This is a genomic window from Streptomyces sp. NPDC048590 (assembly GCF_043199535.1).
GTDB lineage: Bacteria > Actinomycetota > Actinomycetes > Streptomycetales > Streptomycetaceae > Streptomyces.
Map to the genome: position 1 here is coordinate 54,469 of NZ_JBICWC010000002.1, position 18,535 is coordinate 73,003.

The window sequence follows — 18,535 nt, forward strand, 5'->3', positions numbered from 1 at the left end:
TGACTGACTCCCGGACCCGACCGGGTCCGGGAGCCACCTCCGAGAGGCGTTCCGTCAGCCCGCCGACTCGCCCGCGTGCGGGCTCAGCACACCGGCCCCGATGAGGACGAACAGCAGGATGCCGAGGAGCACGCGGTAGATCACGAACGGCATGAAGCTCTTGGTGGTGATGAACTTCATGAACCACGCGATCACCGCGTAGCCGACCGCGAAGGCGATGACGGTCGCGAAGATCGTGGGCCCCCAGGAGACGTGCCCCTCGCCCGCGTCCTTCAACTCGAACGCGCCCGAAGCCAGCACCGCGGGGATCGCCAGCAGGAAGGAGTACCGGGCCGCCGCCTCACGGGTGTACCCCATGAGGAGACCGCCGCTGATCGTCGCACCCGAGCGGGAGACGCCGGGGATCAGGGCCATCGCCTGGCAGAAGCCGAAGATCAGACCGTCCTTGACGCCGAGCTCCCTCAGCGACTTGCGTTCCTTGATCGCCCGGTGCTTGCCGCCGGTCTCGTCACGCGCCGCGAGCCGGTCGGCGACACCCAGGACGATACCGAGGACGATCAGGGTCGTCGCGATCAGCCGGAGGTCGCGGAAGGGCCCCTCGATCTGGTCCTTGAAGGCCAGACCGAGGACGCCGATGGGGAGCGAGCCGATGATGACCAGCCAGCCCATCTGGGCGTCGTGGTCACTGCGCATCGCCTTGTCGGTCAGGGACCGGAACCAGGCGGAGACGATCCTGGCGATGTCCTTGCGGAAGTAGATGAGGACGGCGGCCTCGGTGCCGATCTGGGTGATGGCGGTGAACGCGGCTCCCGGGTCGTGCCAGCCCGCGAAAGCCGCGGTCAGCCGCAGATGGGCGCTGGAGGAGATCGGCAGGAACTCGGTCAGTCCCTGAACGAGGCCCAGGACGAATGATTCGAACCAGCTCATGGGGCTTAGGCCATCCCGGAGGTACTCATGCAACGGCCGACGGACGCGTGGGCCGTCGGCAACGTGCGTATGCGGTCAGAAAGGGGGACGGGACGCCACGGCCCCGGACATCCTCTGTCGGTTGCGCGCAGCGTATCGCCTGCGGGTGAACGGAGTCCCGCCTGCCCCTTGCTACGCCGCGCCGCCCGCCTCCATGTGCGCTGCCCCCGCCGCCCGGCCGAGCCGGTGCCGCCTGCGCCACGCGACCAGGGCGGCGCCCGCACCGGACAGCACGATGAAGCCCATCGCGGCCAGGAACACCGGCGAGGTCGGCGAGGAGGCCGTGCTGCCCGCGATGACGTAGGCGGCGGTGTTGGGGATCGAACCGAGTCCGGTGGCCAGGAGGAACGGCGGGTAACCCATGCGGGACGTCGCCGCGCAGTAGTTGGCCGCGGCGAACGGGACCCCGGGGAAGAGCCGCAGGGCGAGCATGGATCTGAATCCGTGGCGGCTGAGCAGCCCGTCCGCCGCCTTCAGGTACTTGCCGCGCAACAGCGTCCGGAGCGCGTCCTGCCCCAGCACCCTGCCGAGGAGGAAGGCGACGCCGGCGCCGAGCACGGTCCCCGCCAGTGCGGCGGCGAGACCTGTCTGGGCGCCGAAGAGCGCCCCGGCAGCCAGGTTGAGCAGCGGGCGCGGCACGAAGGCCACGGTGCACACGCCGTACGCGAGCCCGAACAGCATCGCGGCGGCGGAGCCGGTCAGTTGGGGTGGCCAGCCGGAGGCCAGCAGCCGCTGCGGTTCGAACCGCAGCATGGTGACGGCGGCGGCCAGCAGGACCACCACGAGCAGGGAGAGCCGGGACCAGGGGGAGAGCAGCGCCCTCGTACAGCGCAATGCGAGGCCGCCGGAGTGCCGTGTTGCGGGGACGGGGTCGAACATCTGGGGAGCGTAACCGAAACGTGTGTGTGATCGCCGTAATGTGCGAGTGACGGCCGACTCATCACGTGTCCCGTACCGTGCGCCACAACCTCCCCCGCGCACGGGCACCTTGCGCGAGAACGGCTGCCCGGGGCGGCCGTCGAGGGAAGGTGAGGGCGCGTCCACAGCGCCCGGCCCGCGGCGGAGTCGTCGCCGCTCCCCGGCTCGCGGCCGCCACGCGAAAAGCATTCGACGCCGTCGCACCGCTCCGCCATGATCAGGGCATGTTCCGGTACGCCTTCCTCGCAGCGCGGTCCGCAGTCGCGGCCACGCCGAAGGCTGCCGTCATCCCCGCGACCGCACCCGCGGCAGCAACTGACGCGGCGTTCACCGCTGCCACGGCGCCCTTCGGCGGCGCCCGAAGCTGACCCTCCCCCGACAGTCCGGCGGACCCCGCAAGGGGAGGGTCGGCGGGGCCCTGGGGTCTTCTCTCTCAGCTTCGAACACCAAGGACGAGCCATGCCCAAGACGGCATACGTGCGCACCAAGCCGCACCTCAACATCGGCACCATGGGCCACGTGGACCACGGCAAGACCACGCTGACCGCCGCCATCACCAAGGTGCTGAGCGACCGCGGCACCGGGACCTTCGTGCCGTTCGACCGGATCGACCGAGCCCCGGAGGAGGCCCAGCGGGGGATCACCATCAACATCGCGCACGTCGAGTACGAGACCGACACCCGGCACTACGCGCACGTCGACATGCCCGGTCACGCCGACTACATCAAGAACATGGTCACCGGGGCGGCGCAGCTGGACGGGGCGATCCTCGTGGTCTCGGCGCTCGACGGGATCATGCCGCAGACCGCGGAGCACGTGCTGCTGGCCCGTCAGGTCGGGGTCGACCACATCGTCGTCGCCCTCAACAAGGCCGACGCCGGCGACCCGGAGCTCACCGACCTGGTGGAGCTCGAGGTCCGCGAGCTGCTGTCCGCGCACGGCTACGGCGGGGACACGGTGCCGGTCGTACGGGTGTCGGGACTCGGCGCGCTCCAGGGGGACCCACGCTGGACGGCGGCCGTCGAGGGCCTGCTGGACGCCGTCGACACCTACGTACCGATGCCGGTGCGCTACACCGACGCGCCGTTCCTGCTCTCCGTGGAGAACGTGCTGACCATCACCGGCCGCGGCACCGTCGTCACCGGCGCCGTGGAGCGTGGCACGGTGCGGGTCGGGGACCGGGTGTCGGTGCTCGGCGCGGACGTCGAGAGCGTCGTCACCGGCCTGGAGACCTTCGGCAAGCCGATGGAGTCCGCGGAGGCCGGCGACAACGTCGCGCTGCTGCTGCGAGGCGTCGAGCGCGACCGTGTCCGCCGAGGCCATGTGGTGGCGGAGCCCGGCAGCGTCACCCCGAGCCGGCGCTTCACCGCGCAGGTGTACGTCCTGTCGGGGCGGGAGGGAGGCCGGACCACGCCCGTCACGACCGGATACCGGCCGCAGTTCTACATCCGCACGGCGGACGTCGTGGGGGACGTCGACCTGGGCGATGCGGCCGTCGCCCGGCCCGGGGAGACGGTCACCATGACCGTCGAGCTGGGGCGTGACGTCCCGCTCGAGGCCGGCCTCGGCTTCGCGATCCGCGAGGGCGGACGCACCGTCGGCGCCGGTGCGGTCACCGGTCTGCTCTGAGCTCCACGTGGCCCGCCCTCCCCGCCCCGGGAGGGCGGGCCACACCGCCTGATGCAGACTGGGGCACATGGCAGACACAGCACTCGTCCTGGGTGCCGGAGGAGTCACCGGCACCGCATGGGAAACCGGGATCCTGCACGGACTCGCCAAGGCCGGCGTCGACCTTTCCACCGCAGACCTGATCGTCGGAAGTTCGGCCGGAGCTCTCGTCGGGGCTCAGCTCGCCTCGGGACTCGTAGCCGTCGGCGACCTCTACGAGCGCCAGCTCGCCGACCCGGAGGACGACAGAAGGGCCGCGGCCCGGCCGGGGCCCGTCACGCTCCTGCGTTACGCGAGAGCGGTGCTCTCCTCCCGTACTCCGGAGGAGTACGGGAGGAGGCTGGGCGCTGCGGCCAGGGACAGCCGGACCGTCGCGACGGGCGCCCGACGACTGGCGATGATCGCCGGGCGGCTCCCGTCGGCCGACTGGCCGGAACGGCCCCTGCTCGTCACCGCCGTCGACGCGTCCACCGGAAGGCTGCACACCTTCGACAGGGCGGGCCGGGTCCCGCTCGCCGAGGCGGTCACGGCCAGCTGCGCGATCCCCCTGGTCTGGCCCGTCGTCAGCGCCGGAGGAGGGACCTGGATCGACGGGGGAGTGCACTCCACGGCCAACGCCCATCTCGCGGCGGGCTACGAACGGGTCGTCGTCATCGCCCCCACCGCCACCGGCACCCGGGTGATCGCCGCTCCCAGGGCGCAGGCCGCCGACCTGGAGGCGGCGGGAGCCCGCGTCGAGGTGATCACCCCGGACGCGGGCAGCAAGAAGGCGGTGGGCCACAACTCCCTGGACCCCGCACGCCGTGCCGCGGCGGCCAGGGCGGGCCTCGCCCAGTCCGCGGCGCACACCGAAGCGGTCGCCGCGGTGTGGAACGGCTGAGCCGGACGGTCGGGGACACGGCCGGCGCCGGTGACAATGAGGGAGTGAACGAGCCGATCCCCGTACTCCGCGACACCGACCACGGCACAGCCAGGCTGCTGCCCGATGTGGACCGGGACCGGGCCTGGCTGCTCACCGTCGACGGCGCCCCGCAGTCGTACGTCGACCTGGACGCACCGGAGCACCTCGAGTTCGAGTACGTACGCCGGCTCGGCCACGTCGTCGACCTCACCGCCCCGCCCGGGCGGCCGCTGGACGTGGCGCACCTCGGTGGCGGTGCGCTCACACTGCCGCGCTACGTCGCCGCGACCCGCCCGGGCTCGCGGCAGGAGGTGGCGGAGGCGGACAAAGGGCTCGTGGATTTGGTGGGCGAGCACCTGGCGCTGCCCGAGCGGTCCGGGATCACGGTGCACGCCACCGACGCCCGGGAATGGCTGGAGGCCGTCCCCGCCGCCTCCGCCGATCTGCTGATCGGTGACGTGTTCGGGGGCTCACGGGTCCCGGCCCATCTGACCTCGCTCGAATACGCGCGGGCCGCGGGCCGCGTCCTGCGGCAGGACGGCGTCTACGCGGCCAACCTGGCGGACGGCGCGCCCTTCGTCTTCCTGCGCTCACAGCTGGCCAACTTCGCCGAGGTCTTCGGCGAGCTCGCCCTGATGGCCGAGCCCGCGGTCCTGCGCGGACGCCGCTTCGGCAACGCCGTACTGCTGGCCTCGCGCGTCCCCCTAGGGATCGCCGAGCTCACCAGGCGGTGCGCCTCCGACGCGTTCCCGGCACGTGTCGAGCACGGCGCGGCGCTCGACCGGTTCATCGGTGACGCGGTGCCGGTCCGTGACAGTGAGGCCGTGGCCTCACCTCAGCCCCCCGAGGGCGCCTTCAGCATCGGCTGACGCCTGGGAAGGCTCAGGCACGCTGACCTTCGCCACCGTGCCCCGGCGTGTCAGATTGCGTACGTCGGGGACGAGCAGAGCCCCCGCGGTCACCAGCACGATCAGCCCGGCACAGCCCCACAGGGCGGCGCTGCGGCCGACGAGTGTCTCCACCGGCCCGGCCGCCGCCGTCGCCAGCGGCACCATGGCCACCGAGCCGAACCAGTCGTACGCGGCGACCCGCGACAGCTTGTCCTCCGGGATCTCCTGGTGCAGCGCAGTCATCCAGGACACCCCGAAGACCTCTATGGCGATCCCGGTCACGAACATCACCGCGCAGAGGCCGACGACCGGCAACGGGACCGCGAGCGCCGCGGACGGCATCGCCAGCGGGAAGACGCAGAGCGTGCCGGCCAGCAGCAGCCGCCGCGGCTTCCAGCGCATCATCAGCAGGGCGCCGCCCAGGGTGCCGACTCCGAAGGAGGCGAGGGCGAACCCCCAGGGGCGCGCGCCACCGAGCTCGTCCCGGGCCACCAGCGGCCCGTACACGGCCTCCGCCGCACCGACCACCGCCACGACCACGGAGAACTGAAGGACCACGGCCCAGAACCAGGGGCGCCCGGCGACCTCCTTCCAGCCCTCCCGGAGGTCGGCGAGCAGCCCGCCGCCCTGGGCGCGCGGAGGAATGTGCCCCACGTCCAGAAATGCCCGGAGCGCACCGGCGACCGCGAAGGCCGCCGCGTCCACGGCCAGCACCCATCCCGGGTTCATGGCCGCGATCATGGCGCCGCCGAGAGCGGCGCCACCGATGGCCGCGCCGTGCATCGACATGCGGAAGAAGGCGAAGGCCCGGGCCGCCTGCTCGGGTCCGACGCTGGACAGCAGCATGCCCTCGGAGGCGGGGCCGAAGAAGGCCTGGCCGGTACCGCAGAGCGCGGTCAGCACCATCATCTGCCACAGCTCCGCGGAACCGGTCAGGACGAGCAGGGCGAACACGGCCTGCGACAGGCAGTTCAGCGTGTTCGCGGCCACCATCACCCGGTGGCGCGGCAGTCTGTCCGCGACCGCGCCGCCGACCAGGAGGAAGAGCACCAGCGGGGCGGTACGCGCCGCGGCGACCAGGCCGACGTCGGCGGCGTCGCCGCCCGACTCCAGGACCGCGAAAGCCGCCGCGATCAACGCGCCGTTGGAACCCAGGCTCGTGATGATCGCGGCGGCTGTCAGCAGGCCGAAATTCCGTCCCGCCGGAAGGGGGCGGGACGCGGGGGAGACGGAGGAGGGTGCGGAGGTCACCAGGGGACTATCCCCGCAGCGACCCCCTCTCGCCAAATGGACGGCCTCGGGCCCGGCGGGCCGAGGTTCAGGACGAGGTCTCCGTACCCTCCGCGAGGCGCACCGTGCTGAGGATCTTCTGGATGGTGGCGTCCGGGAGTTCGTCGTCGACGCCCGCGTTGGCGTAGAGGATCCACGACGCGTACTCGTCCTTCGCGTTCTTGAACGTGAAGGCGATCGACTTGCCGTCGGTGTCGCACTTGTCCTTGTTCGCCAGCTCCGAGGCGGTGGCGGTGACGACACTGCCCGTGAGGCCCGACTTGGTGGTGTACGGCTTGGCCTTGACGGTCTTGACCTTCGACTTCGGGTCCGTCTGCGCGTAGGCCGCCCAGACCCAGTTGGCAGCCTCGTTGGTGGCGGCCTCGTCGGTGCTCTTCGCGCCCTGGCCGCCCTTGGTGCCGACGCCTGCGAGGCCCGTGTCCTCCTTGGAGCCGTCCTTGTCGCTGTCGTCGACGCACCACTTGCTCTTGTAGAAGGCGGGAGCGGAGAAGCCGACCGCCGGCGGGCCGGTGGGGTCCTTCTCGTCCTCGAAGCCCGAGATCGTCCCGGTGCTCGCGACCTCCCAGTCACCGGGAACGTCGAACTGCGTGCCCCACTTGGGGTTGGTCACGACCTTCCAGCCCGGCACCGTCGGTGCGGCCTCCTCGCCGCCCCGGGGGTTCGCGGCCGGGGATGAGCCGGTGGCGGACGGCTTCGCCGATGGCGAGGAGGACGACTTCCCGCCGGCCACCGAGGAGCCGCCGTCGTCCTTCTTGTTCATCACGACGACACCCGTGACGACCGCGGCGACGACGACCGCGGTGGCCGCGACGACGGCGACGACGGTCGTCTTCTTCCTGTCGTCGCGTTGCGGGCCGCCGGGGCCGCCCGGCACCGCGTACTGCGGCACCGTGGGCTGCTGGTACGGGTTGGGCTGCGGGTATCCCGGCTGGCCCTGCTGCTGATAACCCGGCTGCTGGTACGGGTTGGGCTGTTGGTACCCCGGCTGCTGGTACGGGTTCTGGTTCTGGTCCTGCGGGTTCTGCTCGCCCCCGGGCGGCTGCTGTCCTGGCCACATGGCCAGTAACCATAGAGGGACGGGGCGTCCGCTGCTACGGGCGCCCCTGTGAGGGGATGGTCAAAGACTGCTACCCGCTAGTAACATCACGCCCATGAGCACTGAAGAGATGACGGTCGGCGAGATCCTGTCCGCGAGCGTCCCGATGGTCCGGACGCTCGGAATCACGTACCTGGAGACGACCGCGGAGCGCGCCGTCCTCTCGCTCCCCGACCGTGCCGACTACCACAACCACCTCGGTGGACCTCACGCCGGAGCGATGTTCACGCTCGCCGAATCCGCCAGTGGCGCCATCGTTGTCGCCGCCTTCGGCGACCAGATGACCCGCGCCGTCCCGCTGCCCGTCACCACCGAGATGGCCTTCAAGAAGGTCGCCATGGGCGAACTCACAGCGACCGCGGTGCTGGGCCGCCCGGTGGCCGAGGTCGTCGCGGAGCTGGACGAGGGCAAGCGCCCGGAATTCCCCGTCAGCGTGGAGATCCGGCGTGCCGACGGCGCCGTCACCAGCGAGATGAGCGTGGTCTGGACGCTGCGGCCCAACAGCTGAACCCCACGCGCGGCGCCGTCGGTCCGCCTTCAGGACGAGGGCCTCGGCGGCGCCTTCGCGAGCCCGGCCAGGTAGGCTTCCCGCCGTGCGCCCCCTGTGGCGCACGGCGGAGATTTCTTACGGGAGGGGCCGGCGTTGCACGTCCAGGAGTGGCTGGAGACCGTACCGGCGGTCAGCATCTACCTTCTCGTGGGGGTGGTCATCGGGCTCGAAAGTCTCGGCATCCCCCTGCCCGGCGAGATCATCCTCGTCAGCTCTGCGCTGCTCGCCTCCCAGCACGGTGACATCGACCCCGTGGTGCTCGGCGCCTGTGCGTCGGCGGGCGCGATCATCGGGGACTCGGTCGGCTACGCCATCGGCCGCAAGGGGGGCCGCCCACTGCTCGCCTGGCTGGGCGGGAAGTTCCCCAAGCACTTCGGGGCACCGCAGATCGCGCTGGCGGAGCGGTCGTTCGAGAAGTGGGGCATGTGGGCCGTCTTCTTCGGACGGTTCGTCGCGCTCCTGCGGATCTTCGCGGGCCCGTTGGCAGGGGTGCTGCGCATGCCGTACTGGAAGTTCCTGATCGCCAACGTGCTCGGCGGGATCGTCTGGGCGGGCGGGACCACCGCCGTCATCTACTCGGTGGGGGTCGTCGCCGAGGCGTGGCTCAAGCGCTTCTCCTGGCTGGGACTGCTCGCCGCCGTCATGATCGGCGTGATCTCGATGCTGGTCCTGAAGAACCGTGCCAAGAAGGCCGCCGCGCACGCGGACACCCCGGTGCTGTCGGAGGCGGACGCCGTGCGCGCCGCGGACTGACCGGTCGGCGAAGCCCGTACGGAACCGCCGGAGCGGCCCGCGTCAGCCCTCCTGGTGCGCCGCCCGGTGGGCCTTGGCCAGCTCGACGTAGCCCGCGGCGTTGAAGGCGATGCCCTCGCGTTCCTCGGCGGTCAGCTCCCGCCGCACCTTCGCGGGGACACCGGCGACCAGCGAGCCCGGGGGCACCTGCATCCCCTGGGGTACGAGGGCCTGCGCGGCGATCAGCGAACCCGCGCCGATGTGAGCGCCGTTGAGCACGGTCGCGCCCATGCCGACCAGGACGTCGTCCTCGATCACGCACCCGTGCAGGACGGCGTTGTGGCCGACGGAGACACGGGCTCCGACCGTGAGCGGGAACCCCGGGTCGGTGTGCACGCTGCAGTTGTCCTGGATGTTGCTGTCGGGCCCGAGCGAGATCGGGCCGCAGTCCGCACGCAGAACCGCCTGGTACCAGACGCTTGAGCCCGCGGCCATCGTGACCTCGCCGACGACGACGGCGGTGGGAGCGAGGAAGGCGTCCGCGTCGATGTCCGGCTCCCTGCCGCCGATGCCCACGACCAGTGCCTGCTCCGCCATGTCCGCTCCTCCTCCGGGGTGTGGTGCCCTCGGCACCCTTGCTCGGCACGAACCGTAGTGGACGGTCCCGCAGGTGACGACGGGTGGGGTGAACATCACAGCCGACTGCCCGGACCGCCCCCGCCGGGCCGACTACCGTGAGCGGGTGCCGAAGAACCGGAGCCCGCTCCCCTCCCTGGCAAGCCGGCGGCGTGGTGTCATGTCCCGCGTCGTCCACCGAGTCTGGTCCTGGGTCCAGGAGACGGGGGCCGTGACCGCGGAGCACCCCGGCAGGCTGCGATTCCGTCGTATCGGCGCCGGAACACGGCTCGCCTTCCCGCAGGGAACCGTCTTCGGCGAGGAGTGGATCGAGCTCGGCGACCACTGCATCATCGGAGAGCAGGTCACCCTCACGGCCGGTCTGATGCCCGATCTGGACCTGGGATCCGAGACGGTCCTCACACTGGGCAACGGCGTGGTGCTGGGGCGGGGCAGTCATGTCATCGCCGACACCTCCGTGACCATCGGCTCGGACACCTACTGCGGACCGTACGTCTACATCACCTCGACCAACCACAGCTACGACGACCGCGACCAGCCGGTGGGGAAGCAGTGGCCGCGTATGGAACCCGTGGTGATCGGGCCCGGTTGCTGGATCGGCACCGGCGCGGTGATCCTTCCCGGCGCCAGGCTCGGCCGCAATGTGGTGGTCGCCGCCGGAGCCGTCGTCCGGGGAGATGTCCCGGACCACGCGGTGGTGGCGGGGGCGCCGGCCCGGGTGGTGCGCAGCTGGGATCCTGAGACCGGCTGGCAGCCGCCCTTGCGCACCCCGGCGCCGATGCCCATCCCCGACGGTGTGACGCCGGAGCAGCTGGCCGCTGTCGCCCTTCTGGCGGAGGAGCCGGGCGACGGCGTCCGGCCCGGCCCGTAGCGCAGACGGCCTGGGGCTCGCGGGCAGGCCCACCGCCCGGCCGCAGCGAGCGGTCAGCCCGTCGCCAGCAGAACCGTTCCCAGCAGGGCAAGGGTCGCCCCCGCAGCCTGGACACCCCGGAGCCGCTCGCCGAGGACCCCTCGCGCGGCCAGCGCCGTCACCACCGGGTAGAGCGAGGCGAGGACCGCGGCCACCGTCACCGGCCCGTGCTGCGCCGCGATCGAATACGTGCCGTTGGCCGCCACATCGGCGAGCCCGACGAACGCCAGGGCGGGAAGCGCCGACCTCACGGCGCCGAGTCCACCCTCACGCGGCAGTGCGCGGCCGCCCCTGCGCACGGACACGCAGAGGGCCGTTCCGCCGACCACGATGTTGGTGACGCGCTGGACGAACAGGGCGAGGAAGAGTCCGGGCACCGTCGTGGACGCCTCGGAGATCAGCGACATCACCGCTCCGAAACCGAAGGCCGCCAGCAGGGTCAGCGCGACGGCCTGACGCTGTACCGGTGCGCCGCGCAACTGCGGTCCACCCGCCAGGACGACTCCGGCGACGGCCACGGCCACCCCGGCGAACTGCAGAATCCCGGGGCGCTCGCCGACGAGGAGGCCCACGCTCACCGGTACCGCCACGCCGAGCGAGCCGAGAGGGGAGACGACTCCCATCGGCCCCAGTGCCAGAGCCTTGTAGAAGCTGAGCATGGCCACCGGGCCCACCGCTCCGGCGGCGACGGCGAACCAGAGCCGGGGCCCGGCCTCGCTCCAGCCGCTCGTCGCGGCCACCACGACCCCGAGTACCGCGGCCGCGACGCACTGGGAGACGACCACCACCGTCAGGGCGGGCGCACGCCGGGTGAGCAGGCCGCCACCAAAATCCGCCAGCCCCCACAGCAGGCTTGTGGCCAGGGCGAACAGTGCAGTCATCGGGGCGCCTCGCAGTACAGTGCGGTGGTCGGTGGGTCCACCACACCGTAGTGCAGTATTTTCGACTCTGTCATTCAGAATATTGGACGGAATGTGTCTGACCTCGATCAGCTCACCCAGTCGCTCGCCCGGAATCTCAAGCGCTGGCGAGGCGAGCGCGGTTTCACGCTGGACGTTCTCGCCGCCCGGGCGGGTGTCAGCCGCGGCATGATCATCCAGATCGAGCAGGCCAGGACGAACCCGAGCGTGGGCACCACCGTCAAACTCGCCGACGCGCTGGGGGTCAGCATCACCACACTGCTCGACTACGAGCAGGGCACCCAGGTGCGCCTGGTCCCCGCGAGCCAGGCGGTGCGCATGTGGTCGACCGAGTCGGGCAGTTCGACCACCCTGCTGGTGGGGACGGACGCCAGGGGGCCGGTCGAACTCTGGTCGTGGCACCTGATGCCCGGTGAGGGCAGCGCCTCCGACCCGCACCCCGAGGGAACGGTCGAGCTGCTCCACGTCACGACCGGTGAACTGACCCTCACCGTGGACGGGGAGGACCACCTGCTGCCCGCCGGCACCTCCGCCACCTTCGAGGCCCACGTCCCGCACAGCTACCGCAACGACGGCACCGAGCCCACCGACCTGACCATGGCGGTCTCGATCCCGCCGGTCCACCGGGAAGGCAGGTAGCACTCGGCTCCGGGGAGTTCCGGAGGTCGGCCGGAGGCGAGGCCGACGCTCAGCGGCCGTGGCGGTGGGCCTCCAGCCACGTCGTGGCGAAGTCCACGGCAGTGCGAAACGGGAACAGGTGGCTCCGTGCGGACCCCACCCGGCCGACCGAGACCTCGCCCGTCCCGGAGCGGACGAAGTCCTCGCCCAAGGCCGAGAAGTCCCCGTCGTCCAGGGCGATGTCCTCGTACTCCCACCAGTGGCGCCCGGAGCCTCGCGCCACCACGCAGCGGTAGCGGCGCCGCGGCCGGGTGGGGCGCCGGTACTCCGCGAGGTGGAAGGCGGTGCAGCTCCCGAAGCCCGTGCCCAGCAGCAGAACCTGCGCGTCCGCCTCGTAGAGCCGGGCCATGGGGGAGTCCTCCCCCAGGTGGCAGTCCTGACGGTGCCCGGAGAGCAGCTTCCCGGCGGCGGGGCCCAGCGCGGCGAACGAGGTCTGCGGGTGGGCGCTTCGCAGTGCGGCGGGGGTGAGCCGAACCGTCTCGGCGAGCACACCCATGGAGGGGGCGGGGGTGAGCGCCGGGTCGAACGGTGGCATCGCCGCCCGCACCGCGGCACGGGCGCTATCGGTCAGCCCGCTCACCCGCTCCCGGTACGTCCGCGAGGTGTCCGAATTCTCCGGGGTGAACGTGGGCACGACCAGGGTGCCCTCCGGCCCCACGGCGCGGCGCAGGGCGTCCGCCATGCGCCACGCGTCCCCGCCGGCGGAGCGCATCGAGGCATGGACCAGCAGGACGCCGCCCCGCCTGACACCGAGCCGGACGAGCTGGGTGGAGGTGCGTTGGTCACCGAGGACGAGATGCTCTGTCACGGAGCGCATTGTCCTCGCCCGGGCCCGTCCGCGACACCACGCCCGCGGAACCCGCGACCGCGCATCCGCCGCCGGGGAACTGTCAGCGCACGGGACTCAGGCGGGGTATCTCGATCGCCGGGCAGCGGTTCATCACCATGGCGAGCCCCGCCGCGCGGGTTCGCGCGTACGCCTCCTCGTCGACGACCCCCAGCTGGAACCACACGGCCTTCGCCCCGGCCGCCACCGCCTCGTCGGCGACCGCTCCCGCCAGGTCGCTGTTGACGAAGACATCCACCACGTCGACCGGGAACGGTATCTCCGCCAGCGAGGCGTACCCCTGTTCGCCGTGGACGGTCTCGGCCTTGGGGTGGACGGGGACCACCCTCTTGCCGAACCGCTGGAGGACCTCGGCCACGCCGTAGGCCGCGCGGGACCGGTTGCCCGACAGGCCGACCACCGCCCAGGTGTCACCCGTGTCCTGGAGGATCGCCCGCACCGTCTCATCGTCTGCGTACATGCCCGGACAACGGATGCCCCCGCCCGGCCATTCCCCACGGAAGGGTGAAAGTGACCCGGCGCGCGGGCGCATAAGGTGGACCGATGCAGGAGCAGTACCGGACAGTCGCCCATGAAGGTGTGCACGAGACCGAGGTCAGCCGTTCGCGCTTCCTCTGCGCGCTCGCACCCGCCGCCACCGAGCAGGAGGCGCAGGACTTCATCGCCCGTGTCCGCGCCGAACACCCCACCGCCAACCACAACTGCTACGCGTATGTGGTCGGCGCCGACGCGTCCGTGCAGAAGGCGTCCGACGACGGGGAGCCCGGCGGGACCGCGGGTGTCCCCATGCTCCAGATGCTGATGCGACGCGAGGTCCGGTACGCCGTCGCGGTCGTCACCCGATACTTCGGTGGTGTGAAGCTGGGCGCCGGAGGACTCATCCGCGCCTACGGCGGAGCGGTCGGCGAAGCGCTCGACGCGCTCGGCACCACGACCCGCCGGCGGTACCGCCTCGCGACCGTCACCGTCGACCACCAGCGCGCGGGCAAGCTGGAGAACGATCTGCGGGCCACCGGAACCGCCGTCCACGATGTGACCTACGCGGAATACGTCTCCATCGCCATCGGCCTGCCCGACGCGGAGGTCGACGCCTTCAGGGCCTGGCTCGCCGACGCCACGGCGGGCTCCGCGCATCTGGAACTGGGCGGCGAGGCGTACGGGGACGCCGGGACCGGATGAGGGATCAGGGACAGTGCGGCAGTAGCGTGGATCCGGCCGTGCGGAGAGCCGCGACGGCCTGGATGCCGGACCTTCCGGTGTGCCGGGGGCGGAGGAACAGGGACATGAAGGTCGGAGCGGTCGAGGTGACGGCATGAGGATTCTGCACACCTCGGACTGGCACCTGGGGCGGTCCTTCCACCGCGTGCCGATGCTCGACGCCCAGGCCGCCTTCCTCGACCACCTCGTCAGGACGGTGCGGGAGCAGGCGGTCGACGCGGTCGTCGTGGCGGGCGACGTGTACGACCGTGCCGTCCCGCCGCTCTCCGCCGTGCAACTGTTCGACGACGCGCTGCACCGCCTCGCCGATGCCGGGGTCCCGACCGTCATGATCTCCGGCAACCACGACTCCGCCCGCAGGCTCGGTGTCGGCGCGGGGCTGATCGCCCGGGCGGGCATCCACCTGCGGACCGACCCGGACCACTGCGCCACCCCCGTCGTGCTGCGCGACACGGACGGCGACGTGGCGTTCTACGGGCTTCCCTATCTGGAGCCCGCCCTGGTCAGGGACGGCCTGGGCGCGGCGCGGACGAGCCATGAAGCGGTCCTCGCCGCGGCCATGGACCGGGTGCGCGCCGACCTCGCCACCCGACCCGACGGCACCCGCTCCGTCGTCCTCGCCCACGCCTTCGTCGCGGGCGGCGAACCGAGCGACAGCGAGCGCGACATCACCGTCGGCGGAGTCGCGGCCGTCCCCGCCGGGATCTTCGACGGCGTCGACTACACCGCCCTCGGCCACCTGCACGGCTGCCAGACGGTCACCGAGCGCGTGCGCTACTCGGGTTCCCCGCTCGCCTACTCCTTCTCGGAACACGCTCACCGCAAGACGATGTGGCTGATCGACCTCGCCTCCGACGGGTCGCTCACCGCCGACAGAGTGGACTGCCCGGTGCCGCGCCCGCTCGCGAGAATTCGCGGGGGCATCGAGGAACTGCTGGAGGACCCGGCCCACGAACGGCACCGGGACGCATGGCTGGAAGTCACCCTCACCGACCCCGCGCGCCCGGACGAGCCGATGGCGCGTCTGCTGGAACGCTTCCCGCACACCCTGAGCCTGGTCTTCGACCCCGAACGTGCCGCCGAGGACCCGCTCGCCTCCTACGCCCAGCGGCTCGAGGGCCGCGACGACCACCAGGTGGCCGAGGACTTCGTCGCACACGTCCGCGGCGGGAGCGGCCCCAGCGAGAGGGAGCGGACGGTGCTGCGCGCCGCCTTCGACGACGTACGCGTCGCCGACACCGTCGGTGAGGTGTCCCGTTGAGACTGCACAGGCTCACCGTCACCGCGTTCGGGCCCTTCGGAGTCACCCAGGAGGTCGACTTCGACGCACTGTCCTCCGCGGGCATCTTCCTGCTCCACGGCCCGACAGGGGCGGGCAAGACTTCCGTACTGGACGCCATCTGCTACGGCCTCTACGGCACGGTCCCCGGCTCCCGGCAGAGCCCGGGCACCTCCCTGCGCAGCGACCACGCCCCCGCCGACCGGCCGACCGAGGTGAGTCTCGAGCTGACCGTCGGGGGACGCCGTCTCGAAGTGACCAGGCGGCCGGCACAGCCCCGACCCAAGAAGCGGGGCGGCGGCTTCACGACGGAGAAGGCGCAGAGCTGGCTCCGCGAGTACCACCCCGAGCACGGCTGGACGGCGCTCAGCCGCTCGCACCAGGAGATCGGTGAGGAGATCGGCGGGCTCCTCGGCATGAGCCGGGACCAGTTCTGCCAGGTCGTCCTGCTGCCCCAGGGCGACTTCGCGCGGTTCCTGCGCGCCGACGCGGAAGCGCGCGGCAAACTGCTCGGCCGGCTCTTCGACACCCGCCGGTTCGCAGCCGTGGAGGAACGCCTCGCCGAACTCCGCCGGGCGGCCGAGTCCCGGGTGAAGGCCGCCGACGAGCAGATCCTCGCACTCGCCCAGCGCATCGCCCAGGCGGCGGGTCCCGTGGCCGACGAGGCCCCGCCGCCGGAGACGCGGGCCGGTGAGCCCGGGCTCGCCCAGGGCGTGCTGCGGTGGGCAGCCGTGGCACGAGCCGGAGCGGGGGAGCGCCTCGATATCGCCCGGTGCGCCCTGGCCGCCGCGGAGGAACGCGGCACCGTGGCACGCGAGGCCCTCGAGTCGGAGCGTCGGCTCGCCAGGCTCCAGGAACGCCATGAGGAGACCCGTCGACGCGCGGCGGGACTGGAGGAACGCCGCGCGGAACGCGACCGCTGCCACGAGCAACTGACCCGTGCGCGCAAGGCGGAGCTGGTCGCCCCGGCCCTGGAACTGCGCGACGAGGCCGAACGCGCCCACCGTGCCGCGGTCGTGACGCGCGAGCGCACCTCGGCGGGCCTGCCCCCCGCACTCGCGGCGGCGGGGCCGGACCAGTTGGCGGACGAGGAGCGAGGACTCCGTGCTCAGCTGGGTGAGCTCGACGCCGCGCGCCGCGCCGAGCTGCGCAGTGGACGCATCGACGCCGAACTGAGCGCCCTCGACCGGCAGTCCCGCGCCGATGACGAGGTGATCCAGGAGGCGGCGCAGTGGCTGGCCGGCTGGGAATCCGAACGTGACGTGCTCAGAGGGCGCGTCGAGAGCGCGCAGGAGGCCGCGACCCGCGCGGAACAGATCGCCGGCCGGCTGGAGCCCGCGCGCAGGCGGCTGGAGGCTGCCCGGCGGCGTGACGCGCTCGGTGTGCGGGAACAGGGGGCTGCGGAAGCCCTGACCGTGGCGCGGGAACACGCGGTGCGGGCCCACGAGACGTGGCTCGCGCTGCGGGAGCAGAGGCTGCGGGGCATCGCGGCGGAGCTCGCGGGCGGGCTCGTCGACGGGGAGCCCTGCACGGTGTGTGGTTCGGCCGCCCACCCCGAGCCTGCCGTGGCGGGTGAGGGGCATGTGGACCGCGCCACCGAGGAGGAGGCGCTCGCCGCCCACCAACGGGCGGACCGTGCCCGCGCCGAGGCCGAGAACGAACTCGGCCTGTTGCGGGAACGTCTGACGGCCGCCCGCACGGAGGCCGAGGGCCCGGACGGCGGAGCGGAATCCTCCGAATCACGGGAACCCGTCACCGTCGCAGGGTTGCAGGAGGTCTTCGACCGTCTGACCCGGGAACACGACGACGCGCACCGTACGGCCGCGCGGAGCCACGCGGCCAGGGAAGCGCTCGCCGCCGCCGAGCGCGAGCATCTCGGGCGGCTCGAAGAGCGGCAGCAGGCGGAACGGCGCGTGGCTGCCCGCACCTCCCAGCGAGAGGCTCTGGAACGTGAACAGCTCATGCTGGAGGACGAGTTGGTCAGGGCGCGCGGCGAGTGCAAGACGGTGGCCGACCGAGCGGCCCTGATCGAGCGCCGGGCCCGTCAGCTCTCCGCCGCCGCCGAGGCGCTCCGGACCGAGTACACCGCTGCCGAACGGCTCAAGGAAGCCGACGGCCGGCTGGCCGACGCCGCCTTCAAGGCCGGCTTCGACACACCGCGCGCTGCCGCCGCCAAGCTCCTCGGCGACGACGCGCAACGCGAACTCCAGCACCGGATCGACGCCTGGCAGACCGAGGCCGCCGCCGTCGCCGACCGGCTCGCCGAGACCGACGCCCGGGACGCCGCCGCGCTCCCCCCGGCCGACCCCGACACCGCGGAGGCCGCGTACCACCTGGCCACCAGGCAGGTACGGGACACCGCCGGCACGCACTCCGCGGCACGGGAGCGCTGCTCGGAACTCAGCCGGCTCTCACGGCGGGCCGAGGAGGAGGTGCGGTCCCTGGGGCCGCTGCGCCAGGAGTACGAAGGGGTGGCCCGACTCGCCGGCCTGACCGCAGGGACCTCCGCCGACAACGAACGCAGAATGCGTCTCGAGGCGTACGTACTGGCCGCCCGCCTCGAACAGGTCGCCGCGGCGGCGACGGCTCGCCTCAGGCGGATGTCGGCGGGGCGCTACACCCTCGTCCACTCCGACGAGCGGAGCGGGGGGCGCAGGGCGGGACTCGGGCTGCACGTCGTCGACGCCTGGACGGGCCGGGAGCGTGACACGGCGACACTGTCGGGCGGGGAGACCTTCTTCGCCTCGCTCGCCCTGGCCCTCGGCCTCGCCGACGTCGTGACGGACGAGACGGGCGGGATGCGCCTGGACACGCTCTTCATCGACGAGGGCTTCGGCAGCCTCGACGACCAGACCTTGGACGAAGTGCTCGACGTCCTCGACTCACTGCGTGAACGGGACCGCAGCGTGGGCATCGTCAGCCATGTCGGAGACCTGCGGCGCCGCATCCCGGCCCAACTGGAAGTCGTCAAGGGACGGACGGGATCGGTCGTGCGCCAGCGCGGGGCGATGGCCGACCCACCCGTGTGAGGCCACC

19 protein-coding genes are annotated in these 18,535 nt (G+C 72.2%); 11 read left to right on the forward strand and 8 right to left on the reverse strand.

Annotated features, from left to right (window positions below; genetic code table 11):
- Positions 1-54 precede the first annotated feature (54 nt).
- Positions 55-927 (reverse strand): undecaprenyl-diphosphate phosphatase, encoded by an 873-nt coding sequence (locus ACGFNN_RS04700; protein ID WP_362553675.1) that lies wholly within the window; start codon positions 925-927, stop codon positions 55-57.
- 171 nt (positions 928-1,098) lie between these two features.
- Positions 1,099-1,845: a TVP38/TMEM64 family protein gene (locus tag ACGFNN_RS04705; RefSeq protein WP_393552985.1), complete on the reverse strand. Its 747-nt coding sequence runs from the start codon at positions 1,843-1,845 to the stop codon at positions 1,099-1,101.
- Positions 1,846-2,108: 263 nt separating this feature from the next.
- Between ACGFNN_RS04705 and ACGFNN_RS04710 the strand changes: the two genes are divergently transcribed.
- The 4 genes from ACGFNN_RS04710 to ACGFNN_RS04725 all read left to right on the forward strand — a co-directional run bounded on the left by ACGFNN_RS04710 (position 2,109) and on the right by ACGFNN_RS04725 (position 5,322).
- Positions 2,109-2,252 (forward strand): hypothetical protein, encoded by a 144-nt coding sequence (locus ACGFNN_RS04710; RefSeq protein WP_393552987.1) that lies wholly within the window; start codon positions 2,109-2,111, stop codon positions 2,250-2,252.
- Positions 2,253-2,343: 91 nt separating this feature from the next.
- Positions 2,344-3,513: an elongation factor Tu gene (gene tuf, locus ACGFNN_RS04715; RefSeq protein ID WP_393552989.1), complete on the forward strand. Its 1,170-nt coding sequence runs from the start codon at positions 2,344-2,346 to the stop codon at positions 3,511-3,513.
- A 67-nt stretch (positions 3,514-3,580) separates the two neighbouring features.
- Complete coding sequence (locus ACGFNN_RS04720; protein ID WP_393552991.1) at positions 3,581-4,432, forward strand: patatin-like phospholipase family protein; 852 nt, start codon at positions 3,581-3,583, stop codon at positions 4,430-4,432.
- A 44-nt stretch (positions 4,433-4,476) separates the two neighbouring features.
- Positions 4,477-5,322 carry a spermidine synthase gene (locus ACGFNN_RS04725; RefSeq protein WP_393552993.1) on the forward strand — a complete coding sequence of 282 codons (846 nt, stop codon included), beginning with the start codon at positions 4,477-4,479 and terminating at the stop codon, positions 5,320-5,322.
- Here ACGFNN_RS04725 and ACGFNN_RS04730 read toward each other — a convergent pair.
- Entirely contained in the window at positions 5,284-6,594 is a 1,311-nt protein-coding gene (locus tag ACGFNN_RS04730; protein ID WP_362553660.1) for an MFS transporter, read from the reverse strand. The two genes, ACGFNN_RS04725 and ACGFNN_RS04730, sit on opposite strands and share 39 nt — an antisense overlap.
- Before the next feature lie 67 nt (positions 6,595-6,661).
- On the reverse strand, positions 6,662-7,690 hold the full coding sequence (locus ACGFNN_RS04735; RefSeq protein ID WP_393552995.1) for a hypothetical protein: 1,029 nt from the start codon (positions 7,688-7,690) through the stop codon (positions 6,662-6,664).
- A 109-nt stretch (positions 7,691-7,799) separates the two neighbouring features.
- Between ACGFNN_RS04735 and ACGFNN_RS04740 the strand changes: the two genes are divergently transcribed.
- Together ACGFNN_RS04740 and ACGFNN_RS04745 are read left to right on the forward strand one after the other, a co-directional pair.
- Positions 7,800-8,237 (forward strand): DUF4442 domain-containing protein, encoded by a 438-nt coding sequence (locus ACGFNN_RS04740; protein ID WP_362553753.1) that lies wholly within the window; start codon positions 7,800-7,802, stop codon positions 8,235-8,237.
- A 135-nt stretch (positions 8,238-8,372) separates the two neighbouring features.
- Positions 8,373-9,032 carry a DedA family protein gene (locus ACGFNN_RS04745; protein ID WP_393552997.1) on the forward strand — a complete coding sequence of 220 codons (660 nt, stop codon included), beginning with the start codon at positions 8,373-8,375 and terminating at the stop codon, positions 9,030-9,032.
- Positions 9,033-9,074: 42 nt separating this feature from the next.
- Here ACGFNN_RS04745 and ACGFNN_RS04750 read toward each other — a convergent pair whose 3' ends face one another.
- Positions 9,075-9,608, reverse strand: a complete 534-nt coding sequence (locus tag ACGFNN_RS04750; RefSeq protein ID WP_393552999.1) for a gamma carbonic anhydrase family protein — start codon at positions 9,606-9,608, stop codon at positions 9,075-9,077.
- Positions 9,609-9,753: 145 nt separating this feature from the next.
- On the opposite strand from ACGFNN_RS04750, the gene ACGFNN_RS04755 reads away from it, so the two are divergent.
- Entirely contained in the window at positions 9,754-10,518 is a 765-nt protein-coding gene (locus ACGFNN_RS04755) for an acyltransferase (protein WP_393554024.1), read from the forward strand.
- Positions 10,519-10,571: 53 nt separating this feature from the next.
- Here the strand turns inward: ACGFNN_RS04755 and ACGFNN_RS04760 are convergent, their stop codons facing one another.
- Positions 10,572-11,438, reverse strand: a complete 867-nt coding sequence (locus ACGFNN_RS04760) for an EamA family transporter (protein ID WP_393553001.1) — start codon at positions 11,436-11,438, stop codon at positions 10,572-10,574.
- 93 nt (positions 11,439-11,531) lie between these two features.
- Between ACGFNN_RS04760 and ACGFNN_RS04765 the strand changes: the two genes are divergently transcribed.
- Positions 11,532-12,116, forward strand: a complete 585-nt coding sequence (locus tag ACGFNN_RS04765) for an XRE family transcriptional regulator (protein WP_362553646.1) — start codon at positions 11,532-11,534, stop codon at positions 12,114-12,116.
- Between the two features lie 49 nt (positions 12,117-12,165).
- Here the strand turns inward: ACGFNN_RS04765 and ACGFNN_RS04770 are convergent, their stop codons facing one another.
- Together ACGFNN_RS04770 and ACGFNN_RS04775 are read right to left on the reverse strand one after the other, a co-directional pair.
- Positions 12,166-12,972 carry an aminoglycoside N(3)-acetyltransferase gene (locus ACGFNN_RS04770; protein WP_393553002.1) on the reverse strand — a complete coding sequence of 269 codons (807 nt, stop codon included), beginning with the start codon at positions 12,970-12,972 and terminating at the stop codon, positions 12,166-12,168.
- A gap of 73 nt (positions 12,973-13,045) precedes the next feature.
- Positions 13,046-13,462, reverse strand: a complete 417-nt coding sequence (locus ACGFNN_RS04775) for a CoA-binding protein (RefSeq protein WP_393553004.1) — start codon at positions 13,460-13,462, stop codon at positions 13,046-13,048.
- A gap of 83 nt (positions 13,463-13,545) precedes the next feature.
- Between ACGFNN_RS04775 and ACGFNN_RS04780 the strand changes: the two genes are divergently transcribed.
- The 3 genes from ACGFNN_RS04780 to ACGFNN_RS04790 all read left to right on the forward strand — a co-directional run bounded on the left by ACGFNN_RS04780 (position 13,546) and on the right by ACGFNN_RS04790 (position 18,528).
- The gene (locus ACGFNN_RS04780; protein WP_393553006.1) at positions 13,546-14,181 is read left to right on the forward strand and encodes a YigZ family protein; all 636 of its coding nucleotides are present in this window, start codon (positions 13,546-13,548) and stop codon (positions 14,179-14,181) included.
- Positions 14,182-14,314: 133 nt separating this feature from the next.
- Positions 14,315-15,481, forward strand: a complete 1,167-nt coding sequence (locus tag ACGFNN_RS04785; RefSeq protein ID WP_393553008.1) for an exonuclease SbcCD subunit D — start codon at positions 14,315-14,317, stop codon at positions 15,479-15,481.
- Positions 15,478-18,528 carry an AAA family ATPase gene (locus ACGFNN_RS04790; protein WP_393553010.1) on the forward strand — a complete coding sequence of 1,017 codons (3,051 nt, stop codon included), beginning with the start codon at positions 15,478-15,480 and terminating at the stop codon, positions 18,526-18,528. Before ACGFNN_RS04785 ends, ACGFNN_RS04790 begins: the two co-directional genes overlap by 4 nt.
- The last annotated feature ends 7 nt before the right edge of the window (positions 18,529-18,535 follow it).